Origin of the sequence: Erythrobacter sp. BLCC-B19 (assembly GCF_028621955.1) — a bacterium.
In the GTDB taxonomy this organism is placed as follows: Bacteria; Pseudomonadota; Alphaproteobacteria; order Sphingomonadales; family Sphingomonadaceae; genus Erythrobacter.
The window spans coordinates 3,448,795-3,466,740 of record NZ_CP117516.1 but is presented as its reverse complement, the minus strand read 5'-3'; the positions used below and the strand labels follow the sequence as shown (position 1 = coordinate 3,466,740).

13 protein-coding genes are annotated in these 17,946 nt (G+C 67.3%); 6 read left to right on the top strand and 7 right to left on the bottom strand.

Features of this window, described 5'->3' with window-relative positions; genetic code table 11:
* Positions 1 to 38: 38 nt before the first annotated feature.
* Positions 39 to 995, top strand: a complete 957-nt coding sequence (locus PS060_RS16280; RefSeq protein WP_337960225.1) for an NAD(P)/FAD-dependent oxidoreductase — start codon at positions 39 to 41, stop codon at positions 993 to 995.
* Here PS060_RS16280 and PS060_RS16275 read toward each other — a convergent pair.
* From PS060_RS16275 to PS060_RS16255, 5 genes are all read right to left on the bottom strand, one after another.
* On the bottom strand, positions 968 to 1,738 hold the full coding sequence (locus tag PS060_RS16275; protein ID WP_273984555.1) for an FkbM family methyltransferase: 771 nt from the start codon (positions 1,736 to 1,738) through the stop codon (positions 968 to 970). The genes PS060_RS16280 and PS060_RS16275 overlap by 28 nt on opposite strands.
* Entirely contained in the window at positions 1,731 to 2,900 is a 1,170-nt protein-coding gene (locus PS060_RS16270; RefSeq protein WP_273984554.1) for a hypothetical protein, read from the bottom strand. The genes PS060_RS16275 and PS060_RS16270 overlap by 8 nt, the downstream gene beginning before the upstream one ends.
* The gene (locus PS060_RS16265) at positions 2,897 to 3,565 is read right to left on the bottom strand and encodes an HAD family hydrolase (RefSeq protein WP_273984553.1); all 669 of its coding nucleotides are present in this window, start codon (positions 3,563 to 3,565) and stop codon (positions 2,897 to 2,899) included. Before PS060_RS16265 ends, PS060_RS16270 begins: the two co-directional genes overlap by 4 nt.
* A gap of 6 nt (positions 3,566 to 3,571) precedes the next feature.
* Positions 3,572 to 4,366, bottom strand: coding sequence for an NTP transferase domain-containing protein (locus tag PS060_RS16260; RefSeq protein WP_273984552.1), 795 nt, complete (start codon positions 4,364 to 4,366; stop codon positions 3,572 to 3,574).
* A gap of 82 nt (positions 4,367 to 4,448) precedes the next feature.
* Positions 4,449 to 6,008 carry a tryptophan halogenase family protein gene (locus tag PS060_RS16255; RefSeq protein ID WP_273984551.1) on the bottom strand — a complete coding sequence of 520 codons (1,560 nt, stop codon included), beginning with the start codon at positions 6,006 to 6,008 and terminating at the stop codon, positions 4,449 to 4,451.
* 146 nt (positions 6,009 to 6,154) lie between these two features.
* Between PS060_RS16255 and PS060_RS16250 the strand changes: the two genes are divergently transcribed.
* The 5 genes from PS060_RS16250 (at position 6,155) to PS060_RS16230 (ending at position 15,264) form a co-directional block, all read left to right on the top strand.
* Positions 6,155 to 9,457: a TonB-dependent receptor gene (locus PS060_RS16250; protein WP_273984550.1), complete on the top strand. Its 3,303-nt coding sequence runs from the start codon at positions 6,155 to 6,157 to the stop codon at positions 9,455 to 9,457.
* 14 nt (positions 9,458 to 9,471) lie between these two features.
* Entirely contained in the window at positions 9,472 to 10,449 is a 978-nt protein-coding gene (locus tag PS060_RS16245) for a glycoside hydrolase family 16 protein (RefSeq protein ID WP_273984549.1), read from the top strand.
* 42 nt (positions 10,450 to 10,491) lie between these two features.
* Positions 10,492 to 11,577, top strand: a complete 1,086-nt coding sequence (locus tag PS060_RS16240) for a LacI family DNA-binding transcriptional regulator (RefSeq protein ID WP_273984548.1) — start codon at positions 10,492 to 10,494, stop codon at positions 11,575 to 11,577.
* Positions 11,574 to 12,803: an MFS transporter gene (locus tag PS060_RS16235; RefSeq protein ID WP_273984547.1), complete on the top strand. Its 1,230-nt coding sequence runs from the start codon at positions 11,574 to 11,576 to the stop codon at positions 12,801 to 12,803. Before PS060_RS16240 ends, PS060_RS16235 begins: the two co-directional genes overlap by 4 nt.
* 79 nt (positions 12,804 to 12,882) lie before the next feature.
* Positions 12,883 to 15,264, top strand: a complete 2,382-nt coding sequence (locus PS060_RS16230) for a glycoside hydrolase family 3 protein (protein WP_273984546.1) — start codon at positions 12,883 to 12,885, stop codon at positions 15,262 to 15,264.
* Here PS060_RS16230 and PS060_RS16225 read toward each other — a convergent pair.
* On the bottom strand, positions 15,261 to 16,430 hold the full coding sequence (locus PS060_RS16225) for a DUF1501 domain-containing protein (protein WP_273984545.1): 1,170 nt from the start codon (positions 16,428 to 16,430) through the stop codon (positions 15,261 to 15,263). The genes PS060_RS16230 and PS060_RS16225 overlap by 4 nt on opposite strands.
* Before the next feature lie 5 nt (positions 16,431 to 16,435).
* Entirely contained in the window at positions 16,436 to 17,932 is a 1,497-nt protein-coding gene (locus PS060_RS16220) for a DUF1800 domain-containing protein (protein ID WP_273984544.1), read from the bottom strand.
* Positions 17,933 to 17,946 lie beyond the last annotated feature (14 nt).

The following is a 17,946-nucleotide window of genomic DNA, read 5'->3' as shown; positions in this document are numbered from 1 at the left end:
CCGTGCGTTGGCGCGGGATGGACGGACATTCGGAAAATTTGGCTGACATTCTCATCATCGGCGGCGGCATGGCGGGGCTTTCGGCCGCCACCGCTCTGGCAGCGTCGGGGCAGCGGATCACCGTGCTCGACAAGGGGCGCGGGCCCGGCGGGCGGATGGCGGCGCGGCGGGTCGAGATCGGCGGCGAGCAAGTGAGCTTCGATCACGGCGCGCAATATTTCACCGCGCGCGATCCGGCATTTCGGGCGGTGGTCGCAGCGTGGGAAGCGGCGGGCGTTGCGGCACGCTGGCCTGCCGCTGGCGACGATGCCTGGGTCGGGACGCCCGGCATGAATGCCTGCGTCAAGGCCATGGCAGCGGCGCTGGATGTGCGCTGGGGCGTGCGGGCCGATGGGCTGGCGCGGACACCGCAGGGCTGGCGGATCGAGGCGGGCGAGGCCGTGTTTACCGCTGCGAGCGTGCTGGTGGCCGTCCCTGCCGAACAGGCCGCCGTACTGCTTGCCGGTGTCGCACCCGATCTGGCAGCGCTGGCGGGAAGCATTGCTTCTGCGCCGTGCTGGGCGGTGATGGCGGGCTTTGCCGCGCCGCTGCCGCTTGCCGACACCTTCCGCTCGGACACCGGCCCCGTCAGCTGGGCCGCACGCAATTCCGCCAAGCCGGGGCGCGCCGGGGCCGAGACATGGGTGATCCATGCGAGCCCGGCGCGCAGCCGCGAGCTGATCGACCTGCCCAAGGACGAGGTCGCCCGCATTCTGCTCGCTGATTTCTTCGCAGCCACGGGCGCGGCACCCACGACGCTGCTGCATCTCGACGCCCACCGCTGGCTCTACGCCCAGCCCGAAGCCCGTCAGGGCGAGGGCGCCCTCTATGATCGCGAATTGCGGATCGGTATCGCAGGCGATTATCTGCACAGCCCGCGCGTCGAAGGGGCGTGGCTGTCAGGCGCAGCGCTTGCGCAGGCCGTGCTTCAGGAACGGGTCGCCAGCACGTCGTAGTGGTGCCCGCGGCCGTATTTGGCAAAGCGGGTGAAACCGGCGGCGCGCAAGCGCGCCTCGATGTCCCGCGCGCTCGCCCAGCGGTCGTCGACCTCGTAGAAGATTGCCTGCACGCGGGCAAAGCTTGCGGTCTTGGCAAGCTCGGCGATGACCACCGCCTCCAGCCCCTCGACATCGATCTTGACGAACATCGGGTGCTCGCCCGCCAGCAGCGGCTCGACCAGCGGTGCGTCGATGGTTTCAATCACCACGCCGCCGCCGCTCTGCCCCGCACGCCCCGCCAGTGTGGCGGTGCCGGTGTGCCCCTCGGCGACGCTGATCTCGACTTGGCCCACGCTGTCCGAAATGGCGAGCCGGTGCAGAACCGTGCGCCCCGCGCCGCCATTGAGCGCGACATTGGCGGCCAGCCGGTCATGCGTGGCCGGAACGGGTTCAAAGGCGATGATCTGGCGGCAGTTCGGGTTCTGCGCGGCGATCAGCGAATAGAGCCCCTGATTGGCCCCGATATCGACGAACACGAAGGCTTCCCGCTGCTCCAGCAACAGGTCGGCCAGATCGCGGCCATAGGTGCCGAAGATGCAGTAGCGAAAGGTCGTGTCCTGCCAGTTGGGCACCATCAGCACACCATAGGACGAGCGCACCGGCCCCTCGCGGCCCGCCATCAGCGGAGACAGCGCCGCCGCCTTCCACTTCCTCAGCGTCTTGACCACGCCGTAGCGCCAGAATGCTGCAAGACTAGCCACGGGTCGGTCCTTCCAGAAATTCGGTGATCGCGTCAGCCGCCCGCTCGGCGGAGGGGCGCTGAGAGAGCGAGAAGGTCGCAGCGATCAGCGCCTCCTGCGCGGGTGCATAGTCCGAATGTGCGGCAACCGCAGCATCGATCTTGTCGAGCAGGCCGTCCGCGTTCTCCAGCACCGGGCCTGCCTGCCAATGCAGGTAGTTGGGATCGCCCCGCCAATCCACGCCGTGGCTGTTGAGGAACAGGCACGGCCGGGGCTCGCGCAGGAATTCGTAGATCTGGCTGCTGACATCGCCGAGGTAGATGTCGGCGCGGTTGGTGTAGCTCATGTCGCTGCTTGCCGCGCTGCCGGTGTCGATGTGGATGCGCGCCTCGCTGGCATAGGCCGGGCCGGGAGGCACCACGCGGGCAAGGCTCGGCGGGTCGACGGTGACGACCCACTTGCGCTCGAACAGCATGACATGGGGCGCGAAAATCAGGTTGTAGCGATCCTGCCCGCGGAAGGCCTCCAGCACCGCCGCGCCGTGCCGGAACCAGCTCGAAAGCTTGGGCGAGGGGTGGGGATTGTAGATCACCGTGGGCCTCTCGGGCGCGGGGAAGCGATCGGCAAAGCGGTTGTGCGCGCACAGATCGAACTTGGGATAGCCGACAAGGGCAATCTGGTCGGGCTTGAGGCCCGCGTCCGCCATCAGCCGGTCGCGGATCTTGGGGCCGGAGACGAGCACCAGATCGAACTTGGCGCTTTCGGGGTTGAACCCGATCGCCCGGTCGCCCGCGCCGTGGCGCGTGTGGATCAGCTTGAGATTGGTGAGCCCGTAGCGGGTCTTGAGCAGCAGCGTGGTCTTCTCCGACACCACCACCGCATCGAAGCTGGCGAAGAAATCGAGGTTGTCGCGGTAGATGAGAAGCTTGGTCGCTGGCACCAGCCGCTCCAGCACCCCGGCCAGCGCCTGCGACGTGCCGCTTTTGAGGGTGAGCTGCACCAGATCGACCTTCGCGAGCAGCGCCGGATCGGCCTGCCGCTCGATCTCGCGGCGGATCGCCTCGCGCGCATAGGCGATGACAATATGATGCTCGCCCCGCGCCGCCAGCGCCATGGCGATGGGGAGCGAATGCGCCAGCTGGTGCGTCTGATCGTGGTTGAAGAGGAAGCAGATGCGCTTCATGCCGCCGCCCCGCTCCAGTCGGCCTGCGTCCAGCCCTGCTCGGGCTTGGCGTAGCGCCCCACCAGCACGCCGGCATCGGCAAAGTTCAGGATCGGCGCGTCGCTGGCGTGATCGGTGTAGGCGGTGAGGTGGCAAGCGGCGCGCGCCAGCCCCTCGCCGGCGAGCCATTCCTCGACCCGCGCGACCTTGTGTGCGCCGTAGTTGTTTTCGCCCGCGATCAGGGCGAGCAGGTTGCCGTCCGCATCGCGCTGGTGGCGGGTGGCGATGCAGGCTTCAAAACCGAGCGCCTGCGCAATGGCCTCGGCGTAAATCTCCGGCGCTGCGGTGACGAGGACGAGCCGCACGCCCGCGTCCCGATCAGCGCCGATCTGCGCGCGCGCGCCGGGCTGGATGTTGCGGGCGAGTTGCCGCGCGACAAAGGCGTCGATGCGCGGTTGCAAGGCAGGGCTGCGCACCACGCGCCCCACCAGCAGCGCAAGGCCGAACTGCTTCAGCGGCTTCCTGCCGTAAAGCCCCGCCTTGTAGCCCAGCATCGCCAACACCCACACCGGCACCCCCAGCAGCCGCAGCGGATTGCCGCGCGCGGCCATGTGGACGAGAAACGGCGTGAAGGTTGGCGCACGGGTCACCGTGCGGTCGAGATCGTAGAGAGCGATGCGCTGCATGGTGGTTCAGCCGCGGTGCCCCAGCAGGCGTTCGGCCAGGGCGTGATCCTCGATCTTGTCGACATCCACGCCCATGCGTCCATCGGACAGCAGCACCGGGGCAGCGCTCGCGCCAAGCTTGCTGCCTGCTGCCTTGAGCGCTGCGTCCACCGTCATGCGGCGCAGCAGCAGCTTCACCATCAGCACGGGGCCGAAATGCGCCGCCAGACGCAGCACCGATTTGCGATCCTGCTCGACCCGCTCCCAGAAACGCAGCGCGTTCCTGGCACCGGGGGCGGTGAGCGCGAAGAGGTTGGCACCGGTGAATGCGCCGCCCCTGAACGTCAGCCACGTCCGGCGATTGGGGCCGACTGCCGCTTCGAGATTGCTGCGCTCGACCAAGGCAACCGACACGTCCGACGCGCCGGCGCCGGCCACGAATTCGCTGATCGTCGCCGGGGTCAGCATCACATTGTCTGCGGTGGTGACCAGCACCGGCAGGCCGATGGCCGGATCCTCGATCGCGGACAGAACCGATCCGCTGATGGTCGCCCCCGACACGCGAAATTCGATCCGCGGCTCTTCCACCGCCCAACCCAGATCGCGGTGCGCGCGCAGTTTGAGCGTGTTCTGTGCCAGCACGATGATCCGCGCGATTTCCGGCGCATCGGCGAGCGCCATCAGCACCCTGTTCAGCATCAGCTCGCCCGCAACCGGGATCAGCGCCTTGGTCTCGATGCCGAAATGCGCAGCGAGCGGATCGATCCCGGGTCGCTGGCCCGCCAGCACCAGCGCGGTCCAGCCGTGGGAAGCGGTTGTCATGGGCGGGAGAGACCTCGATGGGCGTTGGGGGCAGACCCCTCCCATTCAAGCGCCGCCCCGCTTTGTCAAGAAAGCGCCCGCCTCAAGCCGCGATCGGCGCGGGGCAGTATCGCTTCAGGTAATCGCCGTGGCCGGGCATATGCTGGACGAGATAGCGGATCGATTGCTCCATCTCGTTGACCTCCTGCGCGGTCTTGGCCGGGTCGAGGGCATCGGCCATGGCGTTGTGACTGCCCATCTGGATGCCCTGACCCATCATCACCGCCGCCCAGCTGGTTTCAGTGAACAGCTCGTCTTCCTCTCGGAAAATCTGGCCGTTGGCGCGGAACAGCTCGACCTTTTCGGTAAGTGTGTCGGGCACCGGCATGGTGCGGACATAGTTCCAGAAGTCGGTGTCGGTGCGCTGGGTGGCGTTGTAATGGAGGATCAGGAAATCGCGGATGCGGGCATATTCGCGCCCCGTCAGGCGGTTGAAGGTATCCTCCTGCACCTGCGTGATCCCGTCCAGGGACAGCAGCGAGATCAGCTTGTCGATCCCGGTGTTGATGAGGTGGATCGAGGTCGATTCGAGCGGCTCCATGAAGCCTGCCGCCAGCCCCAGCGCGACGACGTTCTTGTTCCAGAACTTGCGGCGCCGTCCGGTCACGAAGCGCAGCCAATTGGGTTCGGCCTGCGGCTTGCCTGCAATATTGCCGAGTAGGATGTCGAGCGCCTGTTGGTCTTCCATGTAAGAGGAACAATAGACATGGCCGTTCCCGTTGCGGTGTTGCAGCGGCACCTGCCATTGCCAGCCTGCGGCGTGAGCGGTCGCGCGGGTGAAGGGCGGGGGCGGGCTGCCATCCTCGCGCTGGCAGGGCAGGGCAACCGCGCGGTTGCACGGGAGGTAGTGGCTCCAGTCGTCATAGCCGGTCTTCAATGCCTGCTCGATCAGCAAGCCCCGGAAGCCCGAGCAGTCGATGAACAGATCGCCCTCGTAGGCGCGGCCATCTTCCAGCGTGACGCCCGTGACAAAGCCGCTCTCCGCGTCGAGCTGAACGTCGGCGATCTTGCCCTCCTGCCGCACCACGCCCCGGCCTTCGGCGAGCTTGCGCAGGAAGGCGGCATAGCGGCCCGCATCGAGGTGATAGGCGTAATTGACCGGCGGCAGATCGTCGCGCGCGTAGTCCTCGGTGCGCGCGAACTTGCCGAAATAGGCGGCCATGGTTTCAAGGTTGAAGACCTGGATCGGTCGCTTGTCGCCCGCGCCCTGCATCCGGTGCCAGACATGATGAAAGCTGATCCCGCCCATGGTGTAGCCATAGGCGCCGAAGGGGTGGATGTAGCTGTCGCCGAGCGCGCCCCAGTTTTCGAACTGGATGCCTAGCTTGAAGGTGCCGCCAACAGCGCTGAGCATCTCCGCCTCGTTGATGCCGAGCAGCTGGTTGAAGCCGACAAAGGGCGGAATCGTCGCCTCTCCCACCCCGACCGTGCCGATGCTTTCGGATTCGATCAGTGTGATTTCCACAGGCCGGCCTGCCCGGATGCGCGACAGCGCGGCCGCCGCCATCCACCCGGCCGTGCCGCCACCGACGATGATAATGCGTTCAATTGCCACGATTTCCTCGATCCCTTTGAGCCTCTGCGGGCCATCTGTGCGGGCCATTCTGGCCGTCGCGAAGTGTTGCCAGAATGCAATATGAACGCAGGATTACAAGTCTTGAGAACGCTCTCAAGATGCGCTACAAACTGTCCGCAGCCCGCAGTGACAGGCAAGATACTGTCGCGCGGCATGGGGAGAGACGACACATCATGAACACCGTATCGCTCGCGCCGCGTCGGCGCCTGTTCGCCCTCGGCACCGCTTCGGCGCTGGCTATCGCTGCGGCGAGCCCCGCTTTGGCGCAGGATGCCGCCGAGGACGCTGAACAGCCTGCCGAAGACGCCGCCGTGGCCGAAGAGCCGATGGAAGGCGACATTATCGTCACCGGCTTCCGCGCCTCGCTCCAGAACGCCCAGAACATCAAGCGCGATGCCGACACCTTCGTCGACGTGATCACCGCCGAAGACATCGGCGCGCTGCCTGACCGTTCGGTCGCCGAAGCGCTGCAGCGCGTGCCGGGCGTCAACATCGGCCGGTTCGAAAAGCCGTCCGACCCTGACCGTTTCTCGGTCGAGGGCACCGGCGTGATCGTGCGCGGTCTCAACTTCGTGCGTTCGGAACTCAACGGGCGCGACATCTTCTCGGCCAATGGCGGCACGGTGCTGAACTTCAACGAAGTCTCGCCCGAACTGCTCGGCCGCGTCGAGGTGTTTAAGAACCTCACCGCCGACATGGTCGAAGGCGGGATCGCGGGCACCGTCAACCTCGTCACCCGCAAGCCGCTCGACCGGCGCGGGGTGCATATCGCGGGCACGCTCGAAACCAATGTCGGCGATCTGGCTGACGAATGGTCGCCGGGCGGCTCGGTGCTGGGTTCGGCCACGGCCGAAGGCGACTGGGGCTCGTTCGGGTTGCAGATGGGCTATGCTCGCTCCGAGCTGATCAGCCGCACCGATGCCTCGCAGATTGCCGACCCCTGCTATCGTCCCGCGACGCTGAATGGCGCGTGTTTCCGTGTGCGTCCGGTCGGCAGCGGCGGGATCAGCGGTAATCCGCAGTTCGATTCCAGCAACTTCCCGCCGGCGGGCGCGCTGGTAGTGCCCAAGGGCGCGGGCGTGCGCACCACCGATCTGGAGCGCGACCGCGAGGCCTTCTCGGGCATCGTGCAATACGAAAGCCCGAACCGCGATTTCCTCGTCACGCTGGAATATCTGCGCGCCGACACGACCTTCTTCACCAAGGAAAACGCGGCGATCGCGCTGGTCAATGACGACGCGCTGTTCCCGGTTCCGGCTGCGGGCAGCACCTGGGAGTTCGACCAGAACGGCCAGTTCCTGCGCGGCGTGCTGAGCCAGCGTATCGGCGATGCCTACGCCAACCCCTTCGGTCGCGGCGGCATTCCGCTCGAACTGCTGCGTTTCGAGCGTGAGACCCGCGCCATGACCGAAGACGTCTCGGTCGATGTCGACTGGGAAATCACCGATCGTCTGCGCGTCAACTTCGAAGCCCAGCACATCGCGTCCGAGCTTGAGCAGGACTCGATCATCGCCAACATGGCGACCTGGGCGAACATCGACCTCGATGTCAGCGGCAAGGTGCCGCAGGTGCAGTTCCTCGCCCCTCCGGGCGCTCCGGCTGATTACTTCACGAGCGGCCGCAACACCTATTACTGGTTCCTGCTCGACTCCATCGCCCGCAACGAAGGCGATCTCGACACGCTGCGCTTCGATGCCGAATATGACATTTCGGACGAAGGCTTCTTCAAGAAGGCCCGCTTCGGTGCGCGCTGGTCGGAGCGTGGGCAGACCACCCGCGACACCAACTTCAGCACCTGGGGCAACCTGTCGGCGCCGTGGGCGGGCCGCGCCGGCTGCGCGCCGTGGAATGCCGGGCCGGGCTGCGCTGCGACCGGCGGGTTCCAGCCGGGCCGCTTCTTCACCGGCCTTCCCGGCCAGGAATTCGCGATTGGGGGCGGTGCCTTCGTCGATGATTTCCCGACCTTCTCGAACCTGCGCTCGCCCTTCGACAACGGCTTCCAGCGCGGCAATGCGCCCTCGCCGCTGCCGGGCGGGGCCCATTTCTTCGGGGGCGACAGCTTCCTGCAGGAATATCTCAACGGCACCTCGGCCGATCAGGCGCGCCAGATCAACATCTTCTCGCAGACGCCCAACCCGTTCTTCGGGGTCAATGGCCGCAGCTTCACCAACTCGGTGACCGGCCAGGTCACGCCTTGCAGCCCGTTCTGCGAGAACGAGATCAGCGACGTTTCGGAAACCACCAAGGCGGCCTATGCACGGATCGACTATGGTTCGGACTTCGACAATGGCTGGAAGCTGTCGGGCAATGTCGGCCTGCGCTATGTCGAGACCGAAGTGGTGGCGGCCGGCCTGATCGGCTTCCCCAACCCGTTCTTCTTCGATGATCCGACCTCGGGCGGGAACGGCGATGGCATTGCTCAGCTGTCCGAAGTGACCGCCGCGTGCGGCCGCGCCCAGCAGCTGCCCGCCGATCAGCGTCCCGCGTTCTGCGGCCTCTCGAACGCGCGTCTTGCCGAATTCGCCGCGGCCCATACCGGGGAAATCGTGCTGGATGACCGCGCGGTGACCTTTGAAAACTGGCTGCCGAGCTTCAACGTGCTGCTCGACACCGGCGGCGGGCTGCTGTTCCGCGGCGCGGTTTCGAAGGGCATTTCGCGCCCCGATCTGGCCGCCTTCCGGTCAGGCGGCGGGATTGGCGACAACACCGGCGATCTGCGGTCCGAAGGCACGCTCGAAACTGGCCCGCTGTTCCAGCTCGCCACCGGCAACCGCAACCTGCGCCCGATTGAAAGCTGGAACTACGACATCTCGGTCGAATGGTATTTCGACCGCGTCGGATCGATCACGGTCAACGGGTTCATCAAGGACATCAAGGGGATCGTGAACAGCGGGGTTGACCTCGTCAACTTCGTCAGCCCCAGCGGGGTCGATCTCGATGTCGAGGTCAACGGGCCTGACAACCGCCAGAACGGGACGCTCAAGGGGCTTGAAGTCGCCTATCAGCAGACCTTCGACTTCCTGCCGGGCTTCCTCAGCGGTCTGGGTACGCAGCTGACCTACACCTATGTCGATGGCGGTGCGTTCCGGAACACCAACCTCGCCAATAACCAGAGCGACTTTGCGCCGTTCCAGCCGCTGGCGGGTATCTCCAAGACCACGATCAACGCGGTGCTGTTCTACGAGAAGGACTGGCTGTCGGCCCGCGCGGCCTACAACTGGCGCTCGGACTTCCTGATCACGCCGCGCGATGACATCTTCCCGTTCTCGCCGATCTGGGGCGAGGCGACCGGGCAGCTGGATGCGTCGATCTTCGTGACGGTGATGGACGGGGTGAAGCTGGGTGTGCAGGGCGTGAACCTGCTCGACGAAGTGTTCACCACCAGCCAGGTCATCGACTTCGACGGCACCCGGGTGCAGCGTTCGGCGTTCCGCAACGACCGCCGCTTCACCTTCCTTGCCCGCTTCGACTTCTGATCGGGACAGGCACAATGACAGTTGCAGGGTCGCGATCAGCGGGGGTGCTGACTGCGGCCCTGCTGCTTTTGGGGGCCGCCGAGCCCCCGGCGCCGCAGCCGCTTGCCCCGCTCGAAGGGGCAGGCTGGCAGCTGGTTTGGGCCGACGAGTTCGAGGGCGATGCGCTTGACCGAACCAAGTGGACGCCCGAGCAATCGTGCTGGGGCGGGGGCAATAATGAGCGCCAGTGCTACACCGACCGGCCCGAGAATATCGCGGTCGAAGGCGGGATGCTGCTCCTGAAGGCGCGCAAGGAACGCTTTGCCGGGCCTGCACGCCCGCCCGAAATTGCAGAATACGACAACCCGACCCAGGTTCAGTCCCACACCTCGGGCAAGGTGCGCACCATCGGCCTTCACGCCTGGCGTTATGGCCGGATCGAGGCGCGCGCCAAGGTGCCGGCCGGGCAGGGCGCGTGGCCTGCGATCTGGATGATGCCGCAGGATGCGGTCTATGGTGCCTGGCCGCGATCGGGCGAAATCGACATCCTCGAAGCGGTCAATATCGGCGCCAAGTGCAAGCAATGCGAGGGCGGGCGGGGCGAGAACCGCACCATCAGCGCGCTGCACTTCGGCAATTATCCGCCGGAAAACCGCTTCGTCGACCATCGCAACGCCCTTCCGAGCCTCGCGCTGCCCTCGGACGATTTCCATGTCTATGCGGTGGAATGGGGTGAGGGGTTGATCCGCTTTCTGGTGGACGACCGCGTGCACCTCACTGTCACCGCCGATCAGTGGCATTCCGGCTCGCCGCGGGCCAAGGGGCGGCCCGCAGCGCCGTTCGATCAGCCCTTCTATGTCATGGCCAATCTTGCCGTCGGCGGCAGGCTGTCGGAAGAAAACAACGCCAAGGGGGTTGCAGAGGGCACATTTCCCGCGCAATTCGCCATCGATTGGATCAGGGTCTATCAATGCGCGAGCGATCCCACGACGGGGCGTGCGTGCATCCGGTGAGCCGGGTGGCATAGACGCAGGCAGGGCGGGAAGCGGGTTACCATGGCGCGGGTGCGCAAGACTGTCACGATCAGGGACGTGGCCGAAGCGGCAGGGGTCTCGCTCCAGACGGTAAGCCGTGTGGTTAATGACGGCCCCAACGTGCGCCCGCAATTGCGCGAAAAGGTGCAGGCGGCGATCGACCGGCTGGGCTATGTCCCGAGCCTTGCAGCCCAGCGCATGAGCGGCTCGCGCTCCTACATCATTCTCGCCATCAACGACCGCGAACGCACGCTTGCCGACTGGCGCGAGCGGCAGGGGACGGACTGGGTCGACCAGATGCTTCTCGGCGGCATCCTCACCTGTTCTCAGCACGGCTACCGGATGATGGTGGAGCTGGTCGATACCCATTCCGACCATGTCGAGCGCGAGCTGGGCGCGGCGCTTTCCGCGCTTCAGCCCGATGGCGTGATCCTGACCCCGCCGCACTCGGAAAACCGCCTGATTACCGAACTGCTGGCGGAGCGGCGCATCCCCTTTGCGCGGATCGGTTCGGATGCACCGGGGCCGGGCATTGCCCTGACGATGGGCGACGAGGGTGCGGCCTATCTTGCCACAAAGCGCCTTGCCGAACTCGGCCACCGCACCATCGCGATGATCGCAGGGCCGGCGCAATACAGCCTTTCGGGCTGGCGCATCACCGGCTGGCGCCGTGCGCTGGCCGAGCTCGGCCTGCCCGAAGCGGGCCTGCTGGAAGCGGGTGATTTCGGCTTTGACAGCGGCGCCCGCGCGGCGCGCGCGCTGCTCGATCGCAACCCCGATCTGACCGCGATCATCGCCTCATCCGATCAGATGGCGCTCGCCGCGCTCGAAGTGGCGCGCGAGCGTGGGCTCAGCGTCCCGGAGGATCTCTCCCTGATTTCCTTCGACAACACCCCGATTGTGCGCTTCTCCCAGCCGCCGCTGACCGCGATCGACCAGCCGATTGCCGAGACGGTCAGCCGCGCGGTCGAACACCTGATCGCCCGCACGCCCGAGGCCCAGCAGCAAGGCGTGATCGAGGTTGCTGCCGGGCTGGTCGAACGTGCCTCTACCGCGCCTGCACCCGTGATGGCCTCGACCCGTTCCGGGGCGGCGGGGCGGGTTTGACCGACCCCGGCCTAGCAGCGCCACCGAAGCCGCTGCCGCGCCGCCAGCCGGGCTGGTTTCTCGCCCTGTTTGCGCTCGCATCGGCCGGAGGCGCGGTTGCCTATGTGCCGTTGCTGACCGTGCTGCTGCCGCAGGCGATCGCCGATTTGCAGGGCGGGGAGGATGTCGCGGCGCTGGCGCGCGTGACCTTCCTTGGTGCCGCGATGGCAAGCCTTGCCAATCTGGGCGTCGGCATTCTCAGCGACCGCAGCCGCACGCGGCGCCCCTGGATCATCGCCGGTCTGATCGGATCAAGCGCCTTGCTGCTGCTGATCGGCGAGGCGCGGTCGGTGCATCAGATCGTGATGCTGGTGATGGGCTGGCAGATCGCCTTGAACCTGATGCTCAGCCCGCTGATGGCGTGGGCGGGGGACTGTTTTCCCGATGAGCAGAAGGGCGTGCTGGGCGGAGCGCTGGCGCTATCACCGGCCCTGGGAGCGCTGGCGGGATCGCTGGTGACGTGGGGAGGTTGGATCGATCCTGACGCACGGCTCGGGCTGGTTGCGGTGCTGGTGGGTGTGCTGGTGCTGCCTGCGGTCGTTCTGGGCAAGGGCCGGGTGCAGCCTGCTCTGGTCGCGCCGGTGCTGCCCGCTCAGCGCGCTGCCCCCGCTGATGGCGAGCAGGTGGTGCTCAAGATGTGGGCGGCCCGGCTGCTGGTGCAGGTGGCGGAAGGCGGGATGTTTGCCTTTCTGCTCTACTGGCTGCGCTCGCTTGCGCCGGATTACCCCGAAAATGGCGCGGCCAATATCTTCAGCGCGGTGCTGGTCTGTGCGGTGCCGGTTTCGCTCGTGGCGGGGCGCTGGTCGGATCGGCATGGCCGCCCGATCTTTCCGCTGGTGTGCGCTGCGGTGCTGTGTGCCGGCGGGATGCTGGTGATGGCCGCTGCGCCGAGCCTGCCCTGGGCGATTGCAGGCTATGTGCTGTTCGGTCTGGCGGCGGCGGTGTTTCTGGCGCTCCACGCCAGTCAGACCTTGCGCGTCTTGCCGATGCCGCAGCACCGGGGCCGCGATCTTGGGGTTTTCAACCTCACCAACACCGTGCCGGGCATGGTGATGCCATGGCTGACAGTGCTGCTTGTGCCGAGCTTCGGCTATGAGGCGCTGTTCGTGCTGTTCGCCGCGCTCTCGCTGCTGAGCGCGGTGCTGCTGGCAAGCTTTCTGCGCCCGCGCGGGACTCTGAGCGCTTGACCCTTGCCAAAGCCGGAGCAGGGCGGCATAGTTTGATAACGTTCTCAATAATACAGCGGTCTTGGGAGGGACTGTCCTCATGGCACGAAACAGGCTTGCGCAGCTCGCGCTGACGGCGGCGCTCGGGGCATTGGTCACGGGGTGCGCGGCGACAGGCGATGTCCAGTCGGCCAGCGCGCCTATGGCTGCAGCTGCGGTGGATAACAGCCCCGAAGCGCTGCTCGCGCGCATGAGCCTCGAACGCAAGGTCGCGCAGATCATCCAGCCCGACATCGGCTCGATCACGCCTGCGGACGTGCGCAAATACCGCTTCGGCACGATCCTCAATGGCGGCAATTCCGGCCCCTTCGGCGATGACAAGGCACCCGCTGCCGACTGGCTGAAGCTCGCCGACGCCTTCTGGGAGGCCTCCACTGCACCGCTGCCCAAGGGCGAACCGGCGATCCCGGCGATCTGGGCGACCGATGCTGTCCACGGCCACGCCAATGTCGTGGGCGCCACGATCTTCCCGCACAACATCGCGCTGGGGGCCGCAGGGGATGAAGACCTGATGCGCCGCATTGGCGCTGCGACCGCGGTTGAAATCGAGGTGACCGGCATTGATTGGACCTTCGCCCCCACCGTCGCGGTTGCCCGCGATGACCGCTGGGGCCGCACCTACGAAAGCTATTCGGAAGACCCCGCGCTGGTGACCCGTCTGGGCGCGGCGATGATCGAAGGTCTGCAGGGCATTCCCGGAACCCCGGGCTTTCTCGGCCCCGGCAAGGTCGCCGCGACCGCCAAGCACTATTTCGGCGATGGCGGCACCGCGCAAGGCGTCGATCAGGGTGATGTGAATGGTGACCTGGCGGCGCTGATGGCGATCCACGCGGCACCCTATCCCGCTGCCATCGAAAGGCGCGTCGCCAGCGTCATGGCGAGCTTCAATTCGATCAACGGCACCAAGATGCACGGCAACACCGCGCTCTTGACCGGGGAATTGCGCGGGCGTCTGGGCTTCGAGGGCGTCGTTGTCGGCGACTGGAACGGCCACGGCCAGATCAAGGGCTGCACCAACGGCAATTGCCCGCAGGCGCTGCTCGCCGGGCTCGACGTCTACATGGTGCCTGAGGACTGGAAGGCGCTTCACGCCAGCCTCGTCAAGCAGGTCAAGAAGGGCACGATCCCGATGGCCCGGCTGGACGAAGCGGTGCTGCGGGTGCTGCGGATGAAGCAGGCGCTGGGCATCCTTGATGGCGAGGTGAAGCCCTCGGCTCGGATGCTGGGCGGCAAGTGGGACAAGCTCGGCTCCCCCGAACACCGCGCCATCGCGCGCGAGGCGGTGGCCAAGTCGCAAGTCTTGCTGAAGAACGCCGGCATCCTGCCGCTGCGGCCCGGCGCGCGGATTGAAGTGGCGGGCAGCGCCGCCGACAACGTGCCCCAGCAGGCCGGAGGCTGGTCGGTGACGTGGCAGGGCGGCGGTGACCTTACCGCAGCCGACTTCCCCGGCGCGACCTCGATCTGGGCCGGGATCGCCGAGGCGGCGCGTGCCAGCGGCGGCGAGGCGCGCCTCGCGCCCAAGGGTGACCCGGCCAGCAAGCCCGATGTCGCCATCGTCGTTTTCGGCGAGGAGCCCTATGCCGAATTCGTCGGCGACCGGAAGGATCTGGCCTTCCGCGACGAGGAAGGGCTGGCCTTGCTCAAGGCCTACAAGGCGCGCGGCATCCCCACGGTTGCCGTGTTCCTCTCGGGCCGTCCCTTGTGGGTCAACCGCGAGTTGAACTCTGCCGATGCTTTCGTCGCCGCATGGCTGCCGGGGAGCGAAGGCGCGGGCGTGGCCGACGTGCTGTTCGGCAAGGTTCAGCCAACCGGGAAGCTGTCGTTCAGCTGGCCCAGGACCTGCGAGGGCGCGCCGCTCAACAGCCCCGAAGGCGCGCTGTTCCCGGTCGGTTATGGTCTTGGCTTTGCCGCCCCGCGCATGGTTCCCGTGCCGCTCGACGAGAGCTGCGCAGCGCTGGCGGCCGATGCTGGGGCGTCGTGGTTTGCCAATGGCAAGCTGGGCGCGCAGGTGCAGGCAGTGGCCGACAATGCGCTGCTCCCCGATCTGCGCGGCACCGGCAACGGCATCACCGCGACCGGGATCGATCGCCGAGCGCAGGAAGACGCCCGCAAGATCGTGTTCGCGCCCGGTGCGAAGATCACGCTGACCGGCCCGGAGAGCGGCGCGGCATGGCGCATCGCATACCAGGTCACAGCGCGGCCGGGTGCGCCTGTCACGGTCACCGCCGGTGGCAAGACGCATGACATCACGCAGGGAATGTCGGTTGCCGAGGGCAAGGGCTGGCGTGAAATGGTGCTGACCCCGGCGTGCCTCGGCACCACCGGGAGCAAGCTGACCTTCGCCTCCAAGGGTGCCTTCACGCTCCAGATCAGCGCCATCACCCGCGATGAGGCGGCGGCGAGCGCGGAGTGTTCGTTCTAGGCGCGCACCAGTCCCGCAAGCGCGGCGCTGCTGCGTCCCGGGAACAGGCGGGCCATCGCCAGCTTGGGGTCGAACCGCAAATGCTCGGCCACCGCGCCCGCCAGCACGCTTTCGAGCGCAATGGTGGGGGCAAGGTCGCGGTTTTCGTAAAGCTGGCCGTCGGCAAGGCCGGGCCAGTCGGCAACCACCCGCCCGCCGCGCACCGTGCCGCCCATCAGCAGCGCTGCGCCCGCAGTGCCGTGGTCGGTGCCGCCCGTGCCGTTGAGCCTTGCGGTGCGGCCGAATTCGGTTGCGACAACCACCAGCGTGTCGGCCCAGCTTGCGCCCATGCCCGCCTTGTAGCCCGCAAGCAGCGCATCGAGCTGGCGGGCCGAGCGCGCAAAGGCACCGCGCTGGTTGGCGTGGGTATCCCATCCGCCCAGCTCGATCATCCCGATCCGCGCGCCGCCTTCGCCGCGCATCAGCGAAGCAGCCAATTCACCCGCGGCCCGCGCATCGCGCAGATTGCGGGGGCCATCATCGCCCGCCATCGCCTTGGTCTCGAGCGCGCGCGACCATAGCGGCCCAAGCTCGCTGTCGGCGGCGTAGAGCTGGCTGACCCGTGCCATCAGATCCTCGCTCGCATCGGGCAGGGCCGAGGGTGCGTAGTTCGACACAGGCGCACTACCCCGCAAGGCGAGCGGCACCGCCTGCGCAATCGCCAGCGCGCGCAAGGGGGTGGGCGCGGTCTCGTTCATCAGCCCGGCCAGCCGGTTGAGCCAGCCGTCCTTGGCCGCATAGGGCGCCGTGCCGCCGCTCTCCAGCAGGTTCTGGCCGTCAAAATGCGAGCGCTCGCGATAGGCGGTCGCGGCGGCGTGGACGAACAGCGCCTCGCCCGCCAGCGCCGATTTGCCGACTTCGGCAAGCGCCGGGTGGACGGCGAAGAACCCGTCGATCCGGGGCGCATCGGCGTAATCGGGCAGGGTGGCCCCGCGCAGCGCCTCGAAACCGGGATCGCCGACGGGTGCGAGCATTGCCATCCCGTCAGCCGCGCCGCGCAGCAGCACGAACATCACATTGCGGCGGCCCGTCCCTTGCGCAAAGGCAATACGCGGAAAGGCGAGGCTGCCAGCGCCGAGCAACAGCGACCCGGCGAGCAGCGAGCGGCGATCAAAAGCGGTCGTCATCGGGCTTATCTCCGCATCATTTCAGGCGAGACCAGCAGCAGCGCGAGCGCCTGACGGCCGCTCTCGGCGCGCTTCAGCTGGGTCAGGGTGGGCTCGCTCAGCGCGCCCGGAAAGGCTGCCTCGGCGCGGGCAATGACATTCTCGGTAGCCGCCCCGCGCGCGATGCGTTCGGCGAATTCGACCCGCCGGATAAGCGCATCCGGCCCGGCCCAGCTGGCGGCGATGTCGTCATATCCCGCAGGCGAATTCGCGCGCCACGGCGCTTGGCCAAGCTGTGTGAGCGCGCCGACGATTTGCGGGGTGCCAAACGTCTGCAGACCGGTCAGCCGCAGCGTGGCGACCAGCCATTCGAACGGAGTGCGGAACTTCACCGGGGCGGGCGTCCAGGCCTCTGGTGCTTCGATCAGGGTGCGCGTGAGGCTGGCAAGATCGCCATCGCTCTTGCGGAAGTCGGCCTCCAGCCGCGCAACCAGCGCGGGTGGCGGTGTGTCTCCGGCGAAGTGGCGGGCGAACTTGGTCGCGATGTGGCGCGCGGTTGCGGGGTGGCGGGCGAGATCATCTAGGATCGCCAGCGCCTGTTCGGCCCCTCCCGCGGGATAGGAACGCCCGAGCACCTGCCGCGCGCCCGGCTCATGCACCAGCGCGATGAACGCCGCGCCGCTGTCCTGCCCCTCGGCAAAGCGGCCCGCGCGGCCGAGGCCGGGCACCGTCCAGCCGGTCAGCGCGCGGGCAAGCTCGGTCACGTCGGCCTGCGAATAGCCGCCATCGACGCCCAGCGTGTGCAGCTCCAGCACTTCGCGCGCGAGGTTCTCGTTGAGACCGCGCCGGCGCTGCGGCGCATCGGCCCCGCGCCGCCCGCGGCGCTGGCTGAAGGGCGCGTTTGGCCCGATCGACTGGAACTGATCGAGATAGATCAGCATCGCCGGATGCAGCACGGCCGCCTTGAGCATATCGGCAAACCGCCCCAGAATATGCGGGCGGATCGCGGTAAATTCGTGCGGGCCGACTTCGAATTGTGTCCCCGGCTTGCCGACCGACACGCTGAAATGGTTCGACCAGAAATGCACCAGTCGCTCGGCCATCGGCGTGGGACTGGCGACCGCGAGGTTGACGCGCGCCGCGATGTCTTCGGCCAGCACGCGGCGCGCTTCGACCAGCTTGTCGCGATATTCAGGCGGCAGGCCCGCCAGCGCAGCGTCGCGGGCGTCCTGGCGGGTCATGGCTTCGGCCGCCATGCCCTCGGCCATCATCGCCGGTGCGGCCGCGCCTTCGTTGGCAGCGGCAACGGCGCGGGAATCCTGCCGGAAGCGGCGCAGCAGTTCGAGGATCTCGGAGGTCTTGGGCCGCGTGTCGATCCGTCCGGCTATCGCGGCAGGGGCCGGATCGAAGGCGTCGAACTGGCGCAGCAATGCGCGGCGCGGATCGGCGGCGGCGTCCGTCGGCGCGGTGGCGGCGCTATAGCCATAGCCGAAGCGGTTGATCGCAATGCTGGCCGGGCTCATCGCGCAGGCCTGTG

Excerpts from the sequence above, each read along its gene's own strand:
- PS060_RS16270 (WP_273984554.1), bottom strand. The coding sequence starts at position 2,900 with ATGAAGCGCATCTGCTTCCTCTTCAACCACGATCAGACGCACCAGCTG.
- PS060_RS16265 (WP_273984553.1), bottom strand. The coding sequence starts at position 3,565 with ATGCAGCGCATCGCTCTCTACGATCTCGACCGCACGGTGACCCGTGCG.
- PS060_RS16260 (WP_273984552.1), bottom strand. The coding sequence starts at position 4,366 with ATGACAACCGCTTCCCACGGCTGGACCGCGCTGGTGCTGGCGGGCCAG.
- PS060_RS16255 (WP_273984551.1), bottom strand. The coding sequence starts at position 6,008 with ATGGCCCGCACAGATGGCCCGCAGAGGCTCAAAGGGATCGAGGAAATC.
- PS060_RS16250 (WP_273984550.1), top strand. The coding sequence starts at position 6,155 with ATGAACACCGTATCGCTCGCGCCGCGTCGGCGCCTGTTCGCCCTCGGC.
- PS060_RS16245 (WP_273984549.1), top strand. The coding sequence starts at position 9,472 with ATGACAGTTGCAGGGTCGCGATCAGCGGGGGTGCTGACTGCGGCCCTG.
- PS060_RS16240 (WP_273984548.1), top strand. The coding sequence starts at position 10,492 with ATGGCGCGGGTGCGCAAGACTGTCACGATCAGGGACGTGGCCGAAGCG.
- PS060_RS16230 (WP_273984546.1), top strand. The coding sequence starts at position 12,883 with ATGGCACGAAACAGGCTTGCGCAGCTCGCGCTGACGGCGGCGCTCGGG.
- PS060_RS16225 (WP_273984545.1), bottom strand. The coding sequence starts at position 16,430 with ATGACGACCGCTTTTGATCGCCGCTCGCTGCTCGCCGGGTCGCTGTTG.
- PS060_RS16220 (WP_273984544.1), bottom strand. The coding sequence starts at position 17,932 with ATGAGCCCGGCCAGCATTGCGATCAACCGCTTCGGCTATGGCTATAGC.